The 24,137-nt window shown below is 37.9% G+C and carries 16 protein-coding genes; 10 read left to right on the top strand and 6 right to left on the bottom strand.

Going from position 1 to position 24,137, the window contains the following annotated elements:
* Positions 1-44 precede the first annotated feature (44 nt).
* The 5 genes from KO521_RS08850 to KO521_RS08830 are packed head-to-tail and all read right to left on the bottom strand — an operon-like array spanning position 45 to position 3,435.
* Positions 45-590 carry a mechanosensitive ion channel domain-containing protein gene (locus tag KO521_RS08850; protein WP_215939528.1) on the bottom strand — a complete coding sequence of 182 codons (546 nt, stop codon included), beginning with the start codon at positions 588-590 and terminating at the stop codon, positions 45-47.
* A 4-nt stretch (positions 591-594) separates the two neighbouring features.
* Positions 595-1,539 carry a septum formation inhibitor Maf gene (locus tag KO521_RS08845; protein WP_215939527.1) on the bottom strand — a complete coding sequence of 315 codons (945 nt, stop codon included), beginning with the start codon at positions 1,537-1,539 and terminating at the stop codon, positions 595-597.
* A 36-nt stretch (positions 1,540-1,575) separates the two neighbouring features.
* Complete coding sequence (locus KO521_RS08840; RefSeq protein ID WP_215939526.1) at positions 1,576-2,157, bottom strand: Maf family nucleotide pyrophosphatase; 582 nt, start codon at positions 2,155-2,157, stop codon at positions 1,576-1,578.
* 2 nt (positions 2,158-2,159) lie between these two features.
* Positions 2,160-2,687, bottom strand: coding sequence for a KdsC family phosphatase (locus KO521_RS08835; RefSeq protein WP_215939525.1), 528 nt, complete (start codon positions 2,685-2,687; stop codon positions 2,160-2,162).
* Positions 2,671-3,435, bottom strand: a complete 765-nt coding sequence (locus KO521_RS08830; protein ID WP_215939524.1) for a Rossmann-like and DUF2520 domain-containing protein — start codon at positions 3,433-3,435, stop codon at positions 2,671-2,673. The genes KO521_RS08835 and KO521_RS08830 overlap by 17 nt, the downstream gene beginning before the upstream one ends.
* A gap of 328 nt (positions 3,436-3,763) precedes the next feature.
* Here KO521_RS08830 and ccsA point away from each other — a divergent pair, with 328 nt between their 5' ends.
* The 10 genes from ccsA (at position 3,764) to bshB1 (ending at position 21,971) form a co-directional block, all read left to right on the top strand.
* A complete protein-coding gene (gene ccsA / locus KO521_RS08825; RefSeq protein WP_215939523.1) occupies positions 3,764-6,904 on the top strand; it encodes a cytochrome c biogenesis protein in 3,141 nt (1,046 codons plus the stop codon).
* A gap of 122 nt (positions 6,905-7,026) precedes the next feature.
* Positions 7,027-7,596 carry an RNA polymerase sigma-70 factor gene (locus KO521_RS08820; protein WP_215939522.1) on the top strand — a complete coding sequence of 190 codons (570 nt, stop codon included), beginning with the start codon at positions 7,027-7,029 and terminating at the stop codon, positions 7,594-7,596.
* 194 nt (positions 7,597-7,790) lie between these two features.
* Positions 7,791-8,918, top strand: a complete 1,128-nt coding sequence (locus KO521_RS08815; protein ID WP_215939521.1) for a FecR family protein — start codon at positions 7,791-7,793, stop codon at positions 8,916-8,918.
* A 102-nt stretch (positions 8,919-9,020) separates the two neighbouring features.
* Entirely contained in the window at positions 9,021-12,461 is a 3,441-nt protein-coding gene (locus KO521_RS08810) for a TonB-dependent receptor (RefSeq protein WP_215939520.1), read from the top strand.
* A 3-nt stretch (positions 12,462-12,464) separates the two neighbouring features.
* Complete coding sequence (locus tag KO521_RS08805) at positions 12,465-14,135, top strand: RagB/SusD family nutrient uptake outer membrane protein (RefSeq protein WP_215939519.1); 1,671 nt, start codon at positions 12,465-12,467, stop codon at positions 14,133-14,135.
* Between the two features lie 2 nt (positions 14,136-14,137).
* Positions 14,138-16,663 carry an alkaline phosphatase D family protein gene (locus tag KO521_RS08800; RefSeq protein WP_215939518.1) on the top strand — a complete coding sequence of 842 codons (2,526 nt, stop codon included), beginning with the start codon at positions 14,138-14,140 and terminating at the stop codon, positions 16,661-16,663.
* Positions 16,664-16,715: 52 nt separating this feature from the next.
* Positions 16,716-18,278 (top strand): sulfatase family protein, encoded by a 1,563-nt coding sequence (locus KO521_RS08795; RefSeq protein ID WP_215939517.1) that lies wholly within the window; start codon positions 16,716-16,718, stop codon positions 18,276-18,278.
* Positions 18,279-18,579: 301 nt separating this feature from the next.
* Complete coding sequence (locus KO521_RS08790) at positions 18,580-19,989, top strand: MATE family efflux transporter (RefSeq protein WP_215939516.1); 1,410 nt, start codon at positions 18,580-18,582, stop codon at positions 19,987-19,989.
* A 41-nt stretch (positions 19,990-20,030) separates the two neighbouring features.
* Positions 20,031-21,206, top strand: coding sequence for a trans-sulfuration enzyme family protein (locus KO521_RS08785; RefSeq protein WP_215939515.1), 1,176 nt, complete (start codon positions 20,031-20,033; stop codon positions 21,204-21,206).
* A gap of 42 nt (positions 21,207-21,248) precedes the next feature.
* Positions 21,249-21,971, top strand: a complete 723-nt coding sequence (bshB1, locus tag KO521_RS08780) for a bacillithiol biosynthesis deacetylase BshB1 (protein ID WP_215939514.1) — start codon at positions 21,249-21,251, stop codon at positions 21,969-21,971.
* Here bshB1 and KO521_RS08775 read toward each other — a convergent pair.
* Positions 21,968-23,965 carry a tetratricopeptide repeat-containing sensor histidine kinase gene (locus KO521_RS08775; RefSeq protein ID WP_252729947.1) on the bottom strand — a complete coding sequence of 666 codons (1,998 nt, stop codon included), beginning with the start codon at positions 23,963-23,965 and terminating at the stop codon, positions 21,968-21,970. The genes bshB1 and KO521_RS08775 overlap by 4 nt on opposite strands.
* Positions 23,966-24,137: the final 172 nt, after the last annotated feature.

The following is a 24,137-nucleotide window of genomic DNA, read 5'->3' as shown; positions in this document are numbered from 1 at the left end:
AAGATTTAGCCTTAATTTGAAAAATAAAACAATGAGGTGTGTATCTAGGCGTCTTCTGTACCGTCTGGTATATCTTCGGAATGATATATTAATATTACCGCTTTTTGCATCATTAAATTATTTGGATAAATTAAAAGCTCACCGTTGGATTTTCTTAAGCTCACATGAAAAGCTCTAATATCCTCTATTAAAAATGGCTCTTGAGATTCAATATCCTTATCTAAAATCTTTACCTGATCTCCAATTTTGAATGGAAATGAGAAGAACAAGATGACACCAGCTGTGATATTGCTTAAAATGGACCAACTGGCAAACAAAGCTACACCGATTACTGCAAAAACAGAAGAGAAAACAAGACCTACTTCTCTAAAGTTTACGCCCCAAATAAATGAAATTACACCAAAGCCAATAAGGGTTAGAAGCATTGATGCGTACTTTGTGATTAAAAGGGTGCGAGCTTCAACAATATCACTAATTCTGCCAATCTTCCGAATGGTCTTATCCGTAATAAACTTTAAAATCAACAACAGTCCAAAAGTTATGGCTGTGGCTATAAGTTCGTGATTGTTCGTTAAAATAAATTCTTGCATAAAATTAGAGACCTAAACTATCGCGCAAAGATAAATGCTTATTTCCATTTTGTTGCCAGTAAGGAGTCTTCAAAGTTTTTATTTTTGTTGCCGTAGATGTCATCTGTTTTGCTTTTTCTCCAAAGCCGCTAGTAAAGCTGTCAGACCAACTTTCTATACTATGGGGAAAGGCAGTTGTAAAATTAATTTTTAGCGTTCTTTCTAGTTCAGGATACGTTATTTGATAGGTTGAAACACTATCTCCAGCACTTAAACTAGCAGTTGATTCATATGGTTTTAACTCTTTGTGCGACAATCGAATAAACTCTAGGGAAGGTATTGTTTTTAAATCTCCAACAGGTAGTGTTTCAGGAGAAACCCTAATCTTGTTCCATAGCTCATTTTCAAGTACGGTTTTCTCTAATTTAAAGTCTTGGTCTGCTTCACCCTCAAAATACGAATGAGATATCACATTAAATTTCTCACGGTTATTAAGCTGTGCGTAAACCTGTCCGCACCATTCTTGTGCGGAAAACGAAACTTTAAGTGCATGCTGGTTATCGTGAACAGGGTAGAATGTACTTGTCATTATGGAGTAAGGGTAAATACCGGTAAGATATTTCTTAGTAACATTAAGTTTTAAAACAGGAATATTATCTGGATTGTTTCCATCAGCCTTTACCTGTTTATCTTTCAAGAAAGGTTCGGTAACAAAAACAAGAACAGCTTTGCCTTCTCTGATTTCGCCATATCGTGCTAGTTGTAGTTCGTAAGATGTAATTTCCGCATCACCGGCGTACCAGTAATTCTTAAAGTCACCAGAGAGTTCTTTCTCGGGTAGCTTTACACTTTTTTCAGTATGAACAATATCTTTATCAGCCTCTTTTTTAACATCTTGACAAGACTGGGTAAAGGAAATTAGTAAAGCAATATATGTGAGTGGAAGAGCTTGTTTTGTTATAATTTTCATGAAGTAAAAGTTTTATTTAAAATTAACCAAAAAGAACTACTTGGCCATTTCAATTAACGTTTTGTATACCAATTGCGTAGGTAAGCCTACAACATTGGGGTAAGACCCTTTAATTTCTTCAATCCCAGTAAGTCCTATCCATTCCTGAATACCATATGCGCCGGCTTTGTCATAAGGTTTGTAGGTGTTGACGTAATATTTTATTTCTTCGTCTAACAGCTGCCTGAATTTTACATGGGTTATCTGATTTTTAACTTTCTGCTCACCTCGTGTAGTAAAGCACACTGAAGTTATCACTTCGTGCCAATCACCAGATAGTGCTCTTAGCATTTGAAAAGCTTCTTCCGCGTCGGCCGCTTTGGCTAAAGATGCCCCGTTATGCCAGACCACAGTGTCCGAGGTAATTAAAATCTCTCTATTTTGTAACTCACCTTCAAAAGCATCGGCTTTTAATTTGGCCAAATAATCACTTATTTCGCTTCCTTTTAATTCAGGAGGATATATCTCATCCAAAGATTTTAATCGTACTTCAAAAGGAATACCCATTTCCTTTAAAAACCGATGTCTTCTAGGAGAGCCGCTGGCTAAAATTACAGTGTGATTATTTAGATCTAACATAGTTAATCGTTTGCAGCACTAAAATTGGTCATCCAATCTCCCTTAACCTTTAAAACTTGCTCGATCACATCTCTTACGCAACCTTCTCCTCCGTTTTTGTGAGAAACGTACATAGATACCGCTTTTACTTCTTGAACAGCGTTTTGTGGGCAAGTTGACAAGGCTACGGTTTTTAAAGGTGGAATATCCGGAATATCATCTCCCATATACAGCATCGTACTCGGTTCAATATTGTACATCTCCATATATTGATTAAGGGCGTCCATTTTGTGGTGCGCGCCCAAGTAAATATCTTTTACTCCTAAAGCATTTAAACGAAGCCGAACTCCTTCATTGGTGCCGCCTGAAATAATACATATTTTATATCCTTTTTGTAAGGCGGTCTTTACGGCGTAACCATCCTTTACACTCATGGTGCGGAGCATTTCACCTTCGGAGGTTATCATTAAGGTGCTGTCGGTAAAAACGCCATCAACATCAAAAACAAAAGTGTCGATATTTTTAAGGTACTCTTTATAACTTTTTTCCATAAGTGGTCTGTATTGATTTGCTAAGCAGTTTATAAATGGCTTTGAATTCTGGATTTTTTAATTGTTCTAAGTGGTTTGTTATGGTTTTTGAATCGCCTCTTCTTGCGGGACCAGTTTGGGCGTCAAAAGGGGAAAGCGTCTCAATCTTTCTTGCGGTTTCTTGGATAAGCGGACTCAGAATTTTAAAAGGAACATTGTGTTCCTTGCAAAGGTCTGAGCCCATTTGATACAGATGATTCGTAAAATTATTAACAAATACAGCCGAAAGATGAAGGCTTTTACGTTGTTCTGTATCTATTTCGTAGCTGTAGTTGGAAACAAGATTTGCTAGCTTTTTCAATAAAGCCATGTCTTCTTTTTTTTTAGCTTCTAAACAAATGGGAACTTTTTTAAAATCTACCTCCGTGGTCTTGCTAAATGTCTGCAATGGGTAAAAAACACCATGTCTTTTGTGTTTTGAAAGTTCGGCCATGGGAGTGCTTCCCGATGTATGAACAATTAGGGCATTATTTTTTGTAAGTTGTTCTGATACAGTTTTTATGGAGTTGTCACTCAATGCAATAATATAGATATCTGACACTTTTAAATCAGTAAAATTCGAAGTCGTATTGGTGTTATGGCCAAACGCGAGAAGCGCTTTGGTATTTCTGCCAACAACCTGTATGATTTCAATTTCTTCCGAGCTGGAAAAAGCCTTGAAAAGATGGGTGGCCACATTGCCCGTTCCTAAAATACTTACCTTGATCATGTGACGAAAATAAGCATATAATTACGTATGGGAGACTTTGTTCTATTTAAAAATGAACTACAAATCTCACATCCCTTCATTTTAAAATTAGCTACTATGACTCTAAGAATATATAATAGCAACCCTTGTGCCTTAAGATGTATAGAAAGGGTTCTATTCATTTAAACGAATCTCGTAAAAATTTCACTTATAATTAACAGTTTTATCAGGACTTTAGGTTGGCCTATTTTCCTGTAAATAATAAAAAGGGCGTATTTTTGCCTGCTGAAAACCAATTTCGCTGCTGACGATGAACATGCTCAAAAAATTCTTTTTCTCCACCCGCTTAATGTCCATTTTGTTTATAGTTTTTGCTATTTCAATGGGTTTAGGTACGTTTATCGAAAGTAAATATTCTACTGAAACAGCTAGGATTTGGATTTATAATACCTGGTGGTTTGAGGCTATTATGGTATTTTTTGTAATCAATTTCATTGGTAATATGTTCAGGTACCGTCTGTTAAGATGGGAAAAATGGGCAGTTTTAACACTTCACCTCTCTTGGATTTTTATTGTAGTTGGCGCATTTGTTACTAGATATATCAGTTATGAAGGAATGATGCCCATTAGAGAGGGAAAATCAGAAAAGGTATTCTATTCGGATAAAACCTATTTAACGGCCTTTGTAGATGGTGAAATCAACGGAGAACCCAAAAGAAAGACATTACAAGAAGATTTAATTGTCACGGCCGAAGATATTAAAGCAAGATTACCGTGGAAATCGGATTTTAATGGTCAGCCTTTTACTATTTCTTATGTAGGTTTTATTGATGGGGCAGAAGAAGGGTTGATTCCGGATGAAAATGGAAAAGAGTATTTAAAGATTGTTGAGGCGGGTGATGGTCAAAGACATGAACATTTCTTGGAAAGTGGTAAAGTCTCTAGCATTCACAATGTACTTTTTTCTTTGAACAATGATACGGAAGGTGCAATCAATATTTTTGAAAAGGATGGTACTTACACGATAAAAACACCTTTTGAAGGTAATTTTATGCGAATGGCAGACCAGTTTCAAGGACAGGTTGCCAAGGATAGCCTACAGGAATTTCAACTGCGTTCGTTGTACTCAACTGCAGGAATGCAATTTGTAGTTCCTGAACCAGTGGTAAAAGGTTCTTATGGTGTTGTAAAAGTGCCAAAAGAGAAAATGACAGATGCTACCATGGACGCTATGATAGTGGATATTACGGTTAATGGAGAAACTGTTCAGCAAAAACTTTTAGGTGGTAAAGGTGTTTCTGAATTTTCCGATAAGATAAATGTTGGCGGCTTGGATTTTAGTTTAAGCTATGGTTCTAAAGTTTACGAGCTGCCTTTTAGCATTAAGCTGAATGATTTTATTGCTGAAAAATATCCTGGTACCGAGCAAGGGTATAAGTCTTTTATGAGTAAGGTTACGGTAGAGGATGAAAGACCTTTTGATTACCGTATTTTCATGAACAATATTCTTGATCATAAAGGGTATCGTTTTTTTCAAGCTAGTTTTAGTCCAGATGAAAAAGGAACCGTTTTATCCGTAAACCATGATCAGTGGGGGACGCGCATTACATATTTAGGGTACTTTTTACTTTACATTGGTTTAATGGGGATTATGTTCTTTGGAAAAACCAGGTTTAAGGATCTTGCCGCTTCTTTGGAAAAGTTAAAAAACAAAAAAGCAAAATTGACCACGGTTCTGGTTTTGGGAATGTTGTTGAATGTTAGTGCTCAAGAACATTCTGCGGATGATGGTCATGATCATGGCAACATGGCACCGACGCAATCTCAGATAGATTCGCTTTTACAAACTACAATTGTTTCTGAGGAGCATGCGGAGAAGTTTGGGAAATTGGTAATACAAGATGAAGGCGGCCGCATGAAGCCCATAAATACTTTTTCTTCAGAGTTACTTCGTAAGCTTAGCTTAAAGGATGTCTATAAGGATATGAATGCCGATCAGGTGTTTCTATCCATGATGTTGAGTCCAGCAGCGTGGTACAACGCAGAATTTTTGGCTGTTGATAAAAAGGGTAAGAATGATAGTATTCGTCACGTAATAGGTATTCCTGAAGGACAGAAATTTGTAAAGGCCACCGATTTTTTCGATAAAGAAGGGAATTACAAGTTAGAGCCTTTTTTAGCAAAAGCGACTTCAACTAATATCCCTAATAAATTCGATACGGATATTAAAGACGCAAATATTCGTTTAAGTCTATTAGATCAGGCTTTAAGTGGGCGTATCATTAAGATTTTTCCATTGTTGAATGATGAGAACAATAAATGGATTTCAGCAATAGAATACAGAGGCGGGCAATACCAGGTTTCTGATTCGTTGTATGCTAACTTTATAAAAAATTCGGTTCCTTATTACCTGATGACCTTGCGAAAAGCAAAGGAAACGGGAGATTATAGTAGTGCGGACAAACTATTGGAGGCGTTCAAACAGAATCAAAAGAACCACGGTAAAGAAGTGCTTCCTTCTGAAGCTAAAATCAATACAGAGGTTATTTATAACAAACTGAATATCTTCAACACCCTTTATCGTCTTTATGCTTTAGTAGGTGTTATAATGTTCTTTGTTTTAGTATTTCAGATTTTTAAGGACCGTTCTATTTGGCGTGTTGCTGTTTTTGCTTTAAAGGGCACCATTTTTATTCTGTTCCTATGGCATACCGCTGGTCTTGTTTTGCGGTGGTATATTTCTGGTCATGCACCGTGGACGGATGCTTATGAGAGTATTCTTTATGTTTCTTGGGCAACCATGGGAATGGGACTTCTCTTTGCCAGAAAAAGTGATATGACCATTGCGGCATCTGCTTTTGTTACCAGTATGCTGCTAACTATTGCCCATTTGAACTGGGTTGATCCTGCTATTTCCAATTTGGTACCGGTGTTGGATAGTTATTGGCTTATGGTTCACGTTGCCGTGATTGTTGCAAGTTACGGTCCGTTATCAGTCGCAATGATTCTTGGCTTGGTTTCTTTGTTACTTATGATATTCACCAATAAGAAGAATAAGGCCGTAATGGATATAAACATTAAAGAGCTGACTATTATAAATGAGCTATCTATGACTGTAGGGCTTGTTATGCTCACCATTGGAAACTTCTTAGGTGGCCAATGGGCCAATGAAAGTTGGGGCAGATATTGGGGCTGGGATCCTAAAGAAACTTGGGCTCTGATTTCTATAATGATCTATGCTTTTGTTGTGCACACGCGTCTGGTACCAGGTTTACGAAGTAGGTGGGTTTTTAATTTTCTGAGTGTTATTGCTTTTGGCAGTATAATGATGACCTATTTTGGCGTAAACTATTACTTGGTAGGTTTACATAGTTACGGACAAAGTGGTGCCGCAGCTATTACACCGGACTATATTTGGTATATAGCTTTAGGAGCTGTAATACTTGGTGTAATAAGTAATTGGAGGTATAGGGTTAACTACGCAAAGTAAAGTTCTGGCTTCACTTTGTTTACTTTAAAATTGGTATTATAGCTTAAAATTAAGTGTTCTTTTTACTGTTATTGTAATTTTAAGTCAATTTTTTATAGATTTAGCATCTTGATTGTTGTGTGATGAAGATGATAAGTGAAGATTTGACGCTAGTAAAAGGTATGGAGGAAGATGATAATGCTTCTTTCAAGGCTATTTATGACAAATATTCCCGCGCTATGTTCATTTATGCGCACAACATAATTAAGGACAGGGCTGTATGTGAAGATATTATTCAAGAGGTTTTTATTTCTCTTTGGTCAAAACGAAAGACAAACAATATTACTTTCTTAAAGCCCTATCTGTTTCAAGCAGTAAAGTTTCAGATTTTCAATCATTTTAGAAATAATAAGTTATCGACGGAAGATTTAACCCGATTGAACATTATTGACGTTTCAATGAACGTATCTCAAAGACTGGAGTACTCGGAGCTCGATCAAATCATACGTGATCATGTAGCTAAACTTCCAAAAAGGTGCCGCCAAATTTTTGTTCTGAGCCGTTACCATCACAAATCGAACAAAGAAATTGCCGAAGAATTAGAAATATCCGTGCAAGCGGTAAAAAATCAAATTTCAAAAGCATTGGCTTCTCTTAGAAATAATCTTCAGCTAGAGGAGGCCATTGTTATTTCTCTCCTTTTGCTCTACTAAATCAACTTTATTAAGTCTTGTTTTTGAATGTGTTACAGTTTTCTTTTGATTACTATACTAGCTTTTAGGTATTGGGTATATCGTAATTAAACTATTGAAATTTTATCGATTTTAAAAAATAATCGACTTCTGACGTGTACCATCGCATTATTTTGGGTACTTAATAATGATATCCGTTTCTAATAGAGGTGTAGATGAATGCAAAAAACGCAAAAAAACTATTTAAGAAATACTTGAATAACGAATGCTCTCCAGAGGAAAGAGAGTTGTTGGAAAGGTTTCTTGAATCGTATCAAGGCGATGATCTTGAAATGTCAAATTTTAAGTTTGATAAATCCGTAAAGCAAGAGGTTTGGCAAAAAATTACAAATGAAACAAACCCAACCAAAATCAAACGAATTAATTTCAATCTTTTTGTTTTAAAGTATGCCGCCATATTTGTTGGCGTATTAGGACTTGTGGTATCTTATTATTTTCTAAACATAGATACGCAGGAAGAACCCGTATTAACAGTAGATGATTCCGCAATTGTACTAAAAACCAGCGATAATCAAACAAAGGAAATTGTTGTTGGCAGTGAGGAATCCATAAAAGATGCAGATGGGAACATTTTGGCGTCGCAAGCTAATGATCAAATGGTGTACCATGGCAAGCCTACTACTGAGCTTGTGTACAATGAGATAATTATTCCAAAGGGGAAGACCTTTGAATTACTACTTTCCGATGGCACATTGGTGCACTTAAATGCAGATACTTCGCTCAAGTATCCCGTAAGTTTTGTTAAAGGGCAAGAGCGAAAAGTTTTTTTAAAGGGGGAAGCCTATTTTGAAGTGGCCAAGGACCCAAATCATCAATTCACAGTGGTTGCCCAGAATATGGATGTTAAGGTACTGGGAACCCATTTTAACGTTAGTTGTTATGCGAACGAAGAAGCCTATACGGTACTTGCGGAAGGTAGTGTGGCTATTAATGATAATAGAAGTGAACAAATAAATCACGAGCCAAGTATTCTGGTACCTGGGCAAAAAGTAGCAATGCAAAAAGATGCTCTTGTAATAAGCGAAGTTAATTTAGATGACTATCTAAATTGGCGTGAGGGCGATTTGACTTTTAATAATGAGCCTTTTGAAGCTATTGTAAAAAAGATTGAGCGCCGCTACGGAGTCCGAATTGAAAATGGATATCAGGAGCTGGAAGCAGTGCGATTTAGAGGTGCTTTTAAAAATGAAACAATACAAGATTTACTGGACACTTTTAAAGAAAGTGCAGAATTTGACTATGAGATATCTAATAACCAAATATTAATTAAAAAACCAACATAAGAATGACCTGATTTAGAGCCAAAAAAAACGGGGAACGCGGCAACGTCCCCCGACAAGTAATGATTTCAATCCAGTTTAAACAAATCAAAATCCTTTAAAAATATGGAAAAAAAACCATTGTTTTTCATTCTATTGAAAAACATTCTTAACAAGAACCGAACAGTGAAAATCTCCATTCTAATGTTTGCCTTTGCCTTGTTCAACCTTCATGCGAATTCTTATTCGCAAAATAAGAAGGTTTCCATTGAGGCCGAAAACGAGACTATTGAAAGTGTACTGAAAAAAATAGAAAAGCAAAGTGAGTTCCGTTTTTTTTATAAAACGGGTCAGCTTAACGTTTCTAAAAGGGTGACTCTCAGTATAGAGAAACGACCGATCAAAGAAGTATTGAACTTGGTTTTTGGTAATGGCGTTACGTATACCATGGTAAAAAACCAGATTGTTCTTAAGAAGAACATTTCTTTTAAAGAAGCAGATAATCCTCCTGAAAAGGAGAGAATAATTACATATCAACAATCTGTAACAGGCACGATTACAGACGAAATGGGGGTACCCCTTTCTGGGGCCAATGTAATAGAAAAAGGAACGACAAATGGTGTTACGGCAGATTTTGATGGTAATTTTAGTTTAGAACTTACTTCTGATGATGCTATTTTGGTGGTTTCCTATATTGGTTTTGCCACTAAAGAAATACCCGCTGCAGGACAAACTACTTTAAATATTAAATTGGTTGAAAGTGCCGCAGGCTTGGATGAAGTTGTTGTGGTCGGTTTTGGTACACAAAAGAAAGTGAACGTAATTGGTTCTGTTTCTCAAGTATCTTCCAAAGATATAGAGAACAGACCTGTTACTCAGGTGTCCCAGGCTATTACCGGTCAAATGCCGGGTGTTACAGTGGTTCAACGTTCTGGGCGACCTGGTCAGAGTGGGGGAAACATAAGTGTAAGAGGGGTTGGTTCCTTTGGAGCAACACCGGACGCACTTGTTTTGATAGATGGTATTGCTGGTAGCATGAATGATATTAATCCGGATGATATTAAATCAATTTCAGTATTAAAAGATGCTTCTTCTGCGGCAATTTATGGAGCGCGTTCGGCAAATGGGGTAATTCTTATTACCACAAAAAATGGAAGCGAGAACAAGTTCTCTATAAATTACAATAGCTACGTTGGCTTTAATGCGGCAACAGAGCTTCCGGAATTTGTTGATTCTTGGGAATATGCCGAAATGTATAATATAGCTTCTGGCAGTAATAGTTTTACTGCGGAGGATATTGCAAAATATAAAGCACAAGATGACCCGGATAATTATCCGAACACAAAATTTCTAGAAGATTTATTTTCAAAAAACGGAATCCAGACTTCACATACGCTAACCTTGAATGGTGGAGACGAAAAAAACAAATACTATGTATCTGCCGGAATCTTACAACAAGACGGTATCGTTCCAAAAAATAGTTTTAATCGTTATAATGTGCGTATGAACCTTCAGAATAAATTGGGGGATAAGTTTACATTAAATACTCGATTTTTTGGTTCTGTAGAAAAAAGAGAAGAGCCTCAGGTGACAGGGAATAAAGGCCCGGGGTACCAGAGTGAAGCTAGTAGAGCATCTGACGCAACTGATAATGCGGGCAGTTTTGTGAGTCAATTGGTATCTAATGCCGTAAGATATCCAGCAATTGAGCTAGGACAAGATTCTCAAGGTAATTTTGGGATTGGGCCTGAAAGCGGTGGAACTCCAGTGGCTTGGTTGGCTTCTGATTCTTATTTGGAAAACCCACGTACAAAAGCAGGTGTAAATGTTAAACTAGACTATAAGCCTAATGATAACTTAGTGTTTTCGGCAATAGGTGGGTATAATTTTACACTGCACGAAGAGCGTTCATACTACGCGTCTCAACGATTGAACGACCAGATTAACTTGAGTCAGTCTTATTTGAACCAGTACAGTAATAAGGAACTATATAAAACGCTTCAATTTACAGGTGAATGGTCAAAAGAAGTAGGTATTCATGATTTTAGCTTCTTGGGGGGGTATTCTTTTGAGAACGAAGAGTTTTCTTTTTTTAATGGATACCGACAGGATTTTGCAAGTAATGATTACACGGTATTGGATCTAGGTAGTGCAGAAAATCAGCAAACTGCTGGTTATGATGCGGAGTGGGCCTTACAGTCTTTCTTTTCTCGCTTAAAATATAGTTTTGATGAGCGTTACCTGTTTGAAGCTACGCTTCGTTATGATGGGTCATCAAGATTTCCTAAGAGTAATAAGTATGCAGTGTTTCCAGCGGCTGCTGTTGGTTGGAGAGCATCACAAGAATCTTTTTTACAAGATGTGGAATGGCTTTCAAACTTAAAGCTGAAAGGTTCTTGGGGTATTTTAGGAAACCAGAATATTGGTAACTATCCATACCAAACCGTTTTGGCTTCAGGCCGTGATTATGCATTGGGTGGCGGACTTTCTACAGGAGCTGCTTATTCTACCTATCGTGATGCGAACATTAAGTGGGAGTCAACGGAAACAACGGATATAGGTGTCGAAACCGGTTTTTTTGACGGAAAATTGACGTTCAATGCTACCTATTTTAGGAGAAATACCACGGATGTTCTTTTTAAGCCATCTTCCAGTGTATCATCTGTTTTAGGGGTTGGTATTAGTGAAACCAATACCGGTGCCGTTAAAAATACGGGTTGGGAATTTGACTTGGGCTACAGAGGCAGTAAAGGTGATTTCAGCTATTCGGTTAACGGAAACTTTTCTGTGATTGATAATGAGGTTGTGACCTTGGGCTTAGGTAACGTAGAGCAGCCAAATGGTTATGTGGGTAATGGATCTGATCTTTTTATCGGTTATCCTATGCAAATGTATTACGGGTATGAGACAGACGGTGTTTTTCTAAATGACGGAGAAGTATCTAGTTGGGCAGACCAGACAGCAGTTAACCCAGGTTCGCAAGCAGGTGATTTTAGATATAAGGATATTAGTGGTCCTGATGGGGTGCCGGATGGTCAAGTAGACCCAACGTATGACCGTAAGTATTTAGGTAGTCGTATACCAAAATACACGTACGGAGCTAATGTTAACCTTAATTACAAAAACTTCGACTTTTCTCTGTTTCTTCAGGGTGTTGGAGGAGTTAAAGGACAGTTGACGAATTATGCTGGGTATGCTTTCTTCAATTTAGGAAATATTCAAAGATGGCAAATGGAAGGAAGGTTTGATCCAGAAAATCCGGTTCGTTACCCTGATTACCCTAGACTTGAAGTTATTACCAATAGTGGTACGCCAAATACGCAAACCTCAGATTTTTGGGTGATAGATGCGGGGTATCTTAGAATTAAAAATGTGCAATTGGGCTATAATTTCCCTGATCCTGTAACTGATTTAATTGGCATCGATAATCTAAGGATGTATGTGGGTGCCGAGAACTTGCACACGTTTAACTCTTACAGAGATGGATGGGATCCCGAGATTAATTCTACAGGAGGTTATTATCCTATTCTAACTACCTACACCTTTGGTTTAAACTTAAAATTTTAGGACATGACAAACTTATTAAATATATATATAGGTCGCATATCATACATTGCTAGGTTCGCTGTTTTAAGCATGGCATTGATTTTCGTATCGAGCTGCGACGAAGAACTAGAACAGTTTCCAAGTAACGCTTTTGCAAAAGATAATTTTTGGACGTCAGAGTCCAATGCAAATATAGCTTTGACAGGGGCTTACCGTGGTGCCATTGAATATGGAACCCAAGTGGTGCCTTCAGATTGGTGGACGTATTGCGGCATCGTTTTTATGGAATTTGCAACGGATAATGCCTATGATCGTAGAGGGGATAACTCTACTCAAAATCGTCTTACGGACGGTACTTTATTACCAAATAATAATGTTATTAATGGCTATTGGAAAGGTTCTTACAAGCGAATTGCTATTTGCAACGACTTTTTAGAAAACGTTGGTAATGTAGATATGGACCAGGGCAAGATTGATAGAATGACCGCCGAGGTTCGCTTTTTACGGGCTTCCACTTATTTCTATATCTCCCAGTTTTGGGGTAGTGCTCCTTTGGTAACAACGACCTTAACGCCAGATGAGGCAAACAATGTAGATAAGGTTTCAAAAGCAGAATTGGTTTCATTTGTGATCAGTGAGTTAGAAGCCGCTGCCGCAGATTTGCCATCTTTTGGAGAATTGTCGGGTTCAGAAGCTGGTAGGGCAAGTAAGCAGGCTGCTTTAGCTTTCTTGGGTAGAATGTATCTTGGGGAGAAGAATTTTATCGAAGCTTCTAAAGTGTACAAAGAGATTATTGACATGGGTGAAAATATCATAGACCCAGACTATGCTTCTCTTTTCACTCCTGCGAACGAAGCTAGTAGCGAGAACATTTTTAGTACCCAGTATTTTGGAGGACAGGCAGGAAATTCTTTGCCGCAGCACGCATATCCTGCCGTAGCTTCGGGATGGCATATTGTAAATCCATTAGGGAGCTTGGCAGATGCTTATGGTTTTGATGATGGTACGCCTTTATCTTATGATGACCCAAGATTTGATTACGATGATATGGGAGCTAATAGGGACCCAAGATTTAGATATAATTTACTTTGGGACGGTTCTTCTTTTGGAGATAAAATTTATGACTGTCACCCTGATCATACGGAATCTTTGGATCAATTAACCTATTCTAAACAGGCAACGCGAACGGGTTATGGGCTTAGAAAGTTCTTTGACGAGTCTTTTAGTGGTAATTTAAGATCTGATTATGGTGGAAATATTCCGATTATAAGGTATGCCGAAGTTTTATTGAGTTATTTGGAAGCTGAGCTAGAAGCAGGTAACCCTATAACACAAACGTTGTTAGACGAGACTATCAATAAGGTTAGAGGTAGAGCTTCTGTAGGACTGCCACCAATAACCGAAACCGATCCGGCTACACTTCGTCCTATTTTGAGAAACGAAAGAAGAATTGAATTGGCATTGGAAGGTCAGCGTCTTTGGGATATTTTTAGATGGGATATAGGAGACGAGGTCCTAGTTGGCGATTTCTGGGGAGCTCCTTTTCCAAGCTCTACTTTGTATCCAACTACATCCAAGAAAATCGACCCGCAATCAAGATGGTACGTGACGACCAAAAATTTCAGGGCAGGAACGGATAATGTTTGGCCTATTCCGGAATCTGAGGTTAATGTAAATCCTAAATTAGGAAACTAAGTATGACCATTAAAAGAAGAAAGTTTATTCAAAATTTAGGACTCGCCGTGCCCATGCTGGCGAGTCCTTTTAATCCTATCCTTGCAAAAGAGATGGTATTTGAGAGAGGGACGATGAATTCTGTTAATTCCAATTTTTCAGCGGACTTTAAAAAGTTGAATGATAGGGTTTGGGTTGGCAGTTCGTTCTGGGCAGTACCTATGGAAGATTGGGAAATTAAAAACAACCGACTAGAATTTTCCGGTGCAGAGAAGCAATCCAGGTTACATATCTTAACCCATGTATTAGGTGAAAACCAGGGCGATTTTGTACTAAAGGGGAACTTAGGATTACTACAGAATAAGGGCAATAAAGGTGGAGTAGGTTTTTCCGTTGGAATAAAAGATTTTACAGACCCTAAAAGCGTTAAAGCGGCCTGTTATTTTGGAAAGGGTATTTCGGCAGGATTAAATCTAAATGGCGAAATTTATATTGATGAAAAGAAAGAATCACTTCCAAAGGAATTCGATTTTAAAAATTTCACCCTTCAATTTAAGGGACAAAATAAAGCTGATGCCACAGAATTAAACCTAGAAGTAAATGATAGTGCTGGTATCTCTAAAACTCTAAAGTATTCAGTAGATAAAAATATAAACGGGTTAGTCGCTCTTGAGAATAGAGGGGATGAAAAAAAAGAAAGTACTTTTTGGTGGAGTGATGTACATCTATCGGGCACAAAAGTTCAATATACGCCAGAAAATAGTTTTGGTCCTATTTTATGGGCAATGTATACCTTATCTCAAGGGAAGTTAAAACTTACCGCTCAACTTCCTCCAATAGGGCCTAAAGATTCCCAAAAGGTAGAACTACAGTTTTTAAGAAACGGAAAATGGGTAAAAGAGGCAAAGGTTCAGATAGATCCGGTTTCTTTCACTTCTATTTTTTCTGTTGCTAACTGGGATACCTCTAAAGATGTAAAATACCGTCTACGTTACAGTTTGGATAAGAAAAAACATAGTTACGAAGGCGTTATACGTGAAGAACCTACGGATAGAGCTTTAACCTTTGGCGGACTCACATGTCAGCATGCTATGGGGTTTCCATACCGTCCTTTGGTCGAAAATTTAGACAAATCCAATCCGGATATGCTCTATTTTTCAGGAGACCAATTATACGAAGGCAACGGAGGGTATCCCATAAAAAGGCAGCCAGAAGAAAAGGCCATTTTAAATTATTTAGGTAAATGGTATATGTTCGGATGGGCGTTTGGCGATGTTCTAAAAAATAGACCAAGCGTATGCACACCTGATGATCATGATGTGTATCAAGGAAACCTTTGGGGAGAAGGAGGAGAAGGAATCTCATTTGAAGAATGGGAAAAAGTGCGTGATGCCCATGGTGGTTTGGTACAGACTCCCAATTTTGTGAATGTGGTAAACCAAACGCAATGTGGTCATATGCCCGACGCTTATGATGCTACACCTTTAAAATCTGGTATGACCACTTGGTATACGGAGCTGGTATATGGTAAGGTCAGTTTTGCAATTGTCAGTGATCGCCTTTTTAAATCCGGACCAGAAATGGTTAGGGAAGGAGCGGGTAGAATAGATCACTTGACCGCTCCTGCAAAAGAAGGGGAATTGGAAGCGGAAACGCTTTCTTTTATGGGGCAAAGACAACTGGATTTTCTAGAAAATTGGGTTACAGATTGGAAAGGAGCCAATATGAAAGTATTACTGAGCCAGACGCTTTTCTCCAACGTGGGAACACATCACGGGCCAACAAAAGAATTTTTGTTCGGCGATTTGGATTCTGGGGGATGGCCAAAATCAAAACGGGATAAAGTTGTTGAAACAATTAGAAAAGCTTGTGCTTTTCACATTAATGGTGATCAGCATTTGCCATTTATGGTCCAATACAGCGTGAATGAACCAAGGGATGGAGGTTGGACATTTTGTACGCCAGCTATTTCTACAGGTTACCCAAGATGGGGACAGCCAGATTCAGTGAACGTTCCTTATACGGATAGACCCGAACACGGATTACCGAACACCGGATGTTATCGTGATGGTTTTGGAAACGATAATTATATTTATGCGGTAGGAAACCCTACAGATGATTTTGATAAAGAATTTAACCGTTACCAAAAGGCACAGAAGAAAGCATCGGGGTATGGTATAGTTACTTTTGATACCACCGCCCGGACCATAAAGATGGAAGCCATCCGATTTTTGGCAAATCTAGATGTTGATTCTGAAGAGAATACGTATCCTGGGTGGCCATTGACTATTCAGCAATCGGATAATGATGGAAGGAGACCTATTGGTTATCTTCCAAAGTTAGAAGTAGAGGCAGCCGATCAATTGTTGAAAATTGTAAATGAAGACACCAAAGAACTGGTTCATGCTATGCGGATTAAAGGGAATAGTTATACGCCCTCCGTTTACGTAAAGGGGAAATACACTCTACTTATAGGGGAAGGGGCAACAGAAAAAACCATAAGTGGTATAGAAATAACCATTGATCCTAAAAAGGTAATTTCTATTTAAGCGAAAAGGAATAAATTTGAGAGTAGATTAATTTATAAATACAAAACAGTTCATGACAAGTTTAAGGAAGTATTTTTTGAATGGCGCCATTTTGTTACTGGTGTTATCCGGTTGTAAGTCAAAGGAAGAAAAAACAGTGGTCAAGGACGAGAGTCCGAAGCAACCAAATATCGTTTTTATTTACATGGATGATTTGGGTTACGGAGACCTTAGTTCCTATGGAGCAACCGAATTAAACACACCTAATATTGATGCTTTAGCGGAAGGAGGAGTTCAATTTACTAATGGGTATGCTACTTCGGCTACCTGTACACCAAGTCGTTACGCCATCCTTACGGGTAGATATCCTTGGAGAAATAAAGATGCAAAAATACTTCCGGGTACAGCTCCTTTGATTATCAGTACAGATCAACTTACCGTACCTAAAATGCTTAAAGAAAAAGGCTATGCTACGGGTATAGTCGGTAAATGGCATTTGGGCTTAGGAAGTGGAAATGTAAATTGGAACGAGAGAGTATCTCCAGGACCTAACGAAGTTGGTTTTGACTATTCGTATATCCTTGCAGCAACACAAGATAGAGTTCCAACTGTATATATTGATAATGGAAACGTAGATGGTCTTGATCCTAACGATCCTATAGAAGTTGATTATAAAAAGAACTTTGAAGGAGAACCAACAGGCTTGGATAACCCGGAGTTGACAACTATGAAATGGCATCACGGTCATAATAATAGTATTGTAAATGGTATTCCGCGTATTGGCTATATGAAAGGTGGTGAAGCTGCTAAATGGAAGGATGTGGATATGGCAGATCACTTTTTAGAGAAAGCTAAGGCCTATGTAACAGACCATAAAGATGAACCTTTCTTCTTATACTATGCCCTACAGCAACCACATGTACCGCGTACACCGCACCCAAGATTTGAAGGTAAATCAGGAATGGGCCCTCGTGGTGATGTTATTCTTGAAGCGGATTGGGTTGTAGGTGAATTTATGAAAACGTTAAAGGCTCAAGGTCTCTTAGAAAATACGCTGATTGTTTTTTCTAGTGATAATGGCCCTGTTGTAAATGACGGCTATTATGATGACTCTGAAGAGAAACTTGGTAAGCATACGCCAGCAGGTGTTTTACGTGGAGGAAAATACAGCTTGTTTGAAGCGGGTACTCGTGTACCTTTTATTACCTATTGGAAAGGAAAGATAGCTCCGGGGAAATCAGATGCTTTGGTTTGTCAGGTAGATTTGTTAACATCCGTAGCGGCATTGGTAGGGAGTGATAAAAAGGGTGAGGATAGTGAGAACATTTTAGATGCCTTTTTAGGGAAAACGGATAAAGCTAGAAGTGAGTTGGTGTTAGAGGCCGGTTCTAGAACAGCCTTAAGAAAAGGAGACTGGGCAATGATTCCACCTTACAAAGGTGCAGCAGTTAATACGCAGGTTAATATTGAATTGGGTAACGACAGCGAATACCAATTGTATAATGTGAAGGAGGATTTAAGCCAAACGAAAAACTTGGCAAAAGAAAATCCAGAAAAACTTCAGGAATTGATTGCAGATTACGAGGCCATAAGGGGTACATCTGATGTTGAAATCAAAGAATTGGAATTGAAATAGAAAATGTTGAGGTGTTCTGTTTCTTTTAGTTGAAACAGTCAAATATTCTCAACATACATGTAATACAGACCGTTTTAAGTGTAATTGTTGTTCATTTTGAGCATATTATACTTGGAACGGTTTTATTTTATCTACTTTTTAAATAGACTCAATACCTTTTTTTTTGCATCTTTGTTACATCATGAAGTTATAGAAATTATGTTCCGTACAAATGTCACTAGGTTTTCACCTATAAATTAATCGAGCTTTCTTCTTTCGGTTAAGACATACTTTTCTTTTCATCAACATAACTTCATTACAAATGCCACATTCAGATAGAATCACTTTAAAAAGGCTGTTTCAGTACTTTATAATTGCCGTTACCGGTAAAGAAACAGAATTTACGACCGGAAGCATCCGTAAGGCTATTTTTATGCTCTCCATCCCCATGATTTTGGAAATGATGATGGAATCCATTTTTGCCATTGTAGATATTGCTTACGTTTCACAAGTGAGCGTAAACGCCGTAGCAACCATTGGTTTGACCGAGTCCGTTGTGACCCTGGTGTATGCGATAGCCATAGGGCTTAGTATGGCTGCCACGGCCATAGTTGCACGAAGAATAGGGGCAAAGGATGTAAAAGGAGCACAAGAAGCTGCTGTACAGGCCATTGCTTTAGGTGTTTTGGTTTCGATAATTTTTGGTGTATTCGGTTTTAAATATGCCGAAGATATACTTGGCCTAATGGGCGCTGAACCCGATTTGATAGCAGAAGGGTATGGATACACTCAGCTTTTGTTGGGAGGGAACATTACTATTTTACTCCTGTTTCTTATCAATGCCATATTCCGGGGAGCAGGTGACGCTTCCGTTGCCATGTGGGCCTTGGTACTTTCTAATGGACTCAACATTATTCTTGACCCTATTTTTATATTCGGATGGGGTCCAATACCGGAATACGGAGTAATGGGAGCTGCTATAGCAACCAATATTGGAAGAGGAACTGCCGTTTTGTTTCAACTAGCGGTTTTATTCTTTGGATGGAGCCGAATAAAAATAGGGTTCAAAGATATTGTCATTCGTTTTGGAGTGATGTTGAACCTTATTAAAGTTTCCCTTGGGGGAATTGCTCAATTTCTAATTGGCACTTCTAGCTGGGTATTTTTAATGCGGATGATGTCCGAGTTCGGTAGCGAGGTATTGGCTGGTTACACGATTGCCATTCGTGTAATGTTATTCACTTTAATGCCGTCTTGGGGTATGAGTAATGCAGCGGCTACTTTAGTGGGGCAGAACCTTGGTGCCCAAAAACCGGAACGGGCAGAAACTTCGGTTTGGAAGACGGGAAAATACAATGCGTATTTTATGGGGGCTGTTTCTTTGGTTTATCTATTATTTTCATATGATATTGTTGGATGGTTCAGTGTCAATCCTGTTGTAGTTGAGAATGGAGGTTTGTGTCTGCAGATTATCGCTATAGGGTATATATTCTATGCATATGGCATGGTGGTAACCCAAGCGTTTAATGGAGCGGGAGATACGGGCACTCCTACAAAGATTAATGTCATCGCATTTTGGCTATTTCAATTGCCGTTTGCCTATCTAGGCGCTATTACCTTTGAGATGGGCGCTATGGGTGTATTTGTCGCTATTACAGCTGCCGAGGTGCTACTAGCCATAATATCTATATTTTGGTTCAAAAAAGGCAACTGGAAAAAGGTGAGTGTCTAATACTCTTTTTGTAACTTTATCTTTCTAAAATTTAGGTAAATATGCAGCAAAAGAAAATAGGCCTCAATACAATTTGTACCCATGTGGGCGAAGTTAAAGATGAACAATTTAAAGGAGCCGTTTCACCGCTTTACATGAGTAGTTCGTATGCTTTTGAAGATGTAGATGTAAAAAGGTATCCTAGGTACTTTAATACACCTAACCAAGAGGCCTTGTGTAAAAAGATTGCTGCATTAGAGCATACAGAAGCCGGTCTTATATTCGGAAGCGGAATGGCAGCTATTACAACAACCTTAATGGCTTTTCTTAGAGCTGGTGATCATATTGTACTTCAGCAGGTACTTTATGGGGGAACTTATAATCTTGTTGTAGAAGAGTTTGAGAAATTTGGTATAGAATATTCGTTTACCGAAGGATGGCAAGCCAAAGATTTTGAAAAAGAGATACGATCCAATACAAAGGTCATTTACATAGAAACACCTTCTAATCCGCTTTTGACGATAACCGATTTAGATGCCATCGCAAAGCTATCTAAGAAATACAATCTAGTTTCTATGATTGATAATACCTTTGCTAGTCCGGTGAATCAGAATCCTATCGATTTTGGAATTGATGTGGTTGTGCATAGTGCTACGAAATATATGGGAGGCCATTCTGATATTCTGGCAGGTGCTGTTGCATCATCCGAGGAAAATATCAAACGCATATTTGGACTTGCCAAGAATTTTGGTGGTAGTCTTAGTGATTATACGGTCTGGCTTTTGGAAAGAAGTTTAAAGACCATGGGAATACGGGTAAAAGCTCAAAATGAGAATGCTCAGCGTATGGCAGAATACCTTCATAAAAATGATGCTGTTACCAAAGTATACTACCCAGGTTTAGAAAGTCACCCGGACCATGAATTGGCAAAAGCGCAAATGTCCGGTTTTGGAGGTATGTTATCATTTGAGTTGCATGAAGATTATGATGCGGCCCAATTTCAAAAAGAACTACAGTTGATAAAACCTTCCATGAGTTTGGCTGGTGTGGAAAGCACCGTACTTTCTCCAACCAAAACTTCTCACTCATTGTTAAGTGCAGAGGAAAGAGCGAAACAAGGTATCAAAGATGGTCTAATTCGCTTTTCTGTGGGTATAGAAGAACCGGAAGATTTAATTGCGGATATTGAACATGCTTTAGAAAAAGTAAGGATAGGTACTACAGTTACGACTAGTTAATTTCATTAGCCCTTAAAGAAGAACAATACTCAATTAAAAAGAATGAAATTAGACATATTAGCCTTTGGTGCGCACCCAGATGATGTAGAACTTGGTGCAGGAGCAACTATTGCCAAAGCCATTGCAAACGGAAAAAAAGTAGGAATCGTAGATTTGACAAGAGGTGAATTGGGTACCAGGGGGTCTGCGGAAATTAGGGATAGTGAAGCTGCTGCAGCTGCTAGGATTCTTGGGGTATCCGCAAGAGAAAATTTAGGTTTTGCAGATGGTTTTTTTGTAAATGATAGGAAACACCAATTAGAGGTTATTAAAATGGTGCGTAAATACCAACCGGATATGGTATTGTGTAACGCCATAGATGATCGTCATATAGACCATGGAAAAGGTAGCAAATTAGTGAGTGATGCTTGTTTTTTAAGTGGATTGATAAAGATTGAAACTCAGGCAGAGGGTAAAGAAGCAAACCAGGCAAAGTGGAGACCAAAGGTAGTTTACCATTATATTCAATGGAAAAATATTGAACCCGATTTTGTTGTTGATGTTTCAGAATTTATTGAAAAGAAAACTGAAGCTATTTTAGCCTATTCATCTCAATTTCATGATCCCATGAGCAAAGAACCAGAGACACCAATAAGCAGTAAGAACTTTATTGAAAGTGTCAACTACAGAGCAAAGGATTTGGGAAGATTGGTAGGAGTTGAGTATGCCGAAGGATTTACTACAGAACGTTTTGTTGCAGTTAGTAATATAGACGATCTTATTTAAGCGGTCCTTTGGTATTTGTCTTTAGCTTTGGGTAGAATAAAATGAAAGGTACTTCCCTTTCTCAATAGGCTTTCTACCCAGATTTTGCCGTTGTTTTTCTCTATCATTTCCTTACATAAGGATAGTCCTAGGCCGGTACCTTTTTCATTATTTGTACCATAGGTCGTTAAGGTAGAATTATCTGAAAATATTTTATCGATGGTATCTTGGTTCATGCCTATACCGGTATCACGAATAGAGACTTGCCATTGGTCCTTTTTCTCAATGGCGGTAATAGTTACCATACCGTTTTCGGGGGTGAATTTTACGGCGTTACTGATGAGGTTTCTAATAACAATATCTATTTGATTACTATCTGACCACGTCAATGTTTTTGCTTCCAAATGATTTATAAGACGAATGGATTTGTTCTTTGCTACTTCTGATAATAAGTCAATGTTTTCCTTTACCACCGTCTCCAAAGCCACTACTTCTGCTTTAGTAACAGCTCCGTTCATTTGGGTTTGACCCCATGTTAATAGATTGTTTAATGTAAAGGATATATGGTCTATATCATTAGAGAGTTTTGGCATAAAACCCATAAATTCATTTTGCTCTATTTCACCATCTTTAAACAGTTTCAAAAGGCCTTGAAAAGCTGCTATTGGTCCGCGAAGGTCATGACCAATAATAGAAAACAGCTTATCTTTTGTACGATTTATTTCATGTAGTTCAAGTTCGTTCAGTTTTAAATCTTCTTGTTTTTTCTGAAGTTCTGAATTTAAGTTCTTTTGAACTTTCTCACTTCTGAAAACTAATAGTGTTACGATAATAAAAATTAAAAGAATGCCCAAGGCTACATTTACATAAGCTCTTTGTGTGTCTAGTTGCTTGGTGTTTTCTTTAATAAGGTCTACTTTCTGTTTTTCATGCTCCATTTTGGTTTTAAGCATGGTTAGACTCTTCTTATTTTCATTTCGATATAGGGTGTCGGATAATGATTGATATATCTCGTGGTACTTTAAGGCTTCCGTATAGTCTTCTTTGTTCTTGTTTATCTGATACAATGTTTTGGCACACTGCTTAGAACCCTCCATGTCTTTAATTCTATAAGAGATAGCATAAGCATTTAACGCATATGTTTCGGACATTGCGTCATTGCCTAAGCCTAAATAGGCTTGAGACATACCATTGAGCATTTCAATTTCACCACGATCGTCCTGAATTTTTTCATGGAGCATTTCACTTTGTCTGTACCAGTAGAGGGCCCATTCAAATTTGCTGTCTTTTAAATAGATTTTAGCTTTAGTGGCATAAGCATAGGCAAGCCACTCCATTTTTTTTGTTTTTTCAAAAACGGCTATACTGGTATTAGCATTGTACATTGCATGTTCTAGTTCTCCGGTATCTGCATAAATAGAGGCTATGTTACTCATGGTTTCAGCAGAAATTGATTCATTTCCTAAGCCTTCATTTATCTTTTTAACCTTTTTATAGAATTCTAATGCTTGAACGAAATCATTTTGTGATGCATATAGGTTAGCTACATTTTCATTAAATATAGATAGCCAGAATTTGTCATCGTTTTCATTTGCAAGATCTATACCTTCTAAGTAGTAAATTAATGATTTTGCATAGTCTCCTATATAAGCAAATTCAGAAGCAAGGTTGTTTTGTGCCCTTAATCTCAATTCTATATCCTTTAAAACAATACTCATGGAAAGAGCATTTTTAAAGTAGAGCATACTTTTGGTATGGTTACCCTGATCCGAATAGTAATTGCCCAATCCTAATAGAGCATAGCTTTCTCCTTTTTTGTAATTAGAAGATTTACTATAATCAAGAGCGAGTTGTGAGAGCAATAAAAGACTATCTGTGTTAAAAAACCGTAATTCACGACCCAAATTGTTTAGTAAATTTATATGGGTGGTATCTTTAATTGAAAAATCAGGGGCGCTTCTTAATTCTTTTATGAGTGTTTGCAAGCTGTCTTTAGACTCATGTTGCGCACTCATATTTACGGTACATAATAGAAGTAACCCAAAGAGCAAAGTGCATATTTTGGGCAGTAATTTAGAGGTTGAAAAATGCGGTTTGACAAAAAGCATTTATAAAATTAATTATCCATCTAAAGTATCTAGACCATGCAGATTATTCTAAAATTTGTTGTGAAACGCTAAAAATTGT

The sequence above is a fragment of the Zobellia uliginosa genome, assembly GCF_018860745.1.
Lineage (GTDB): Bacteria > Bacteroidota > Bacteroidia > Flavobacteriales > Flavobacteriaceae > Zobellia > Zobellia uliginosa_B.
This window is presented reverse-complemented; position numbering and strand designations above follow the sequence as displayed.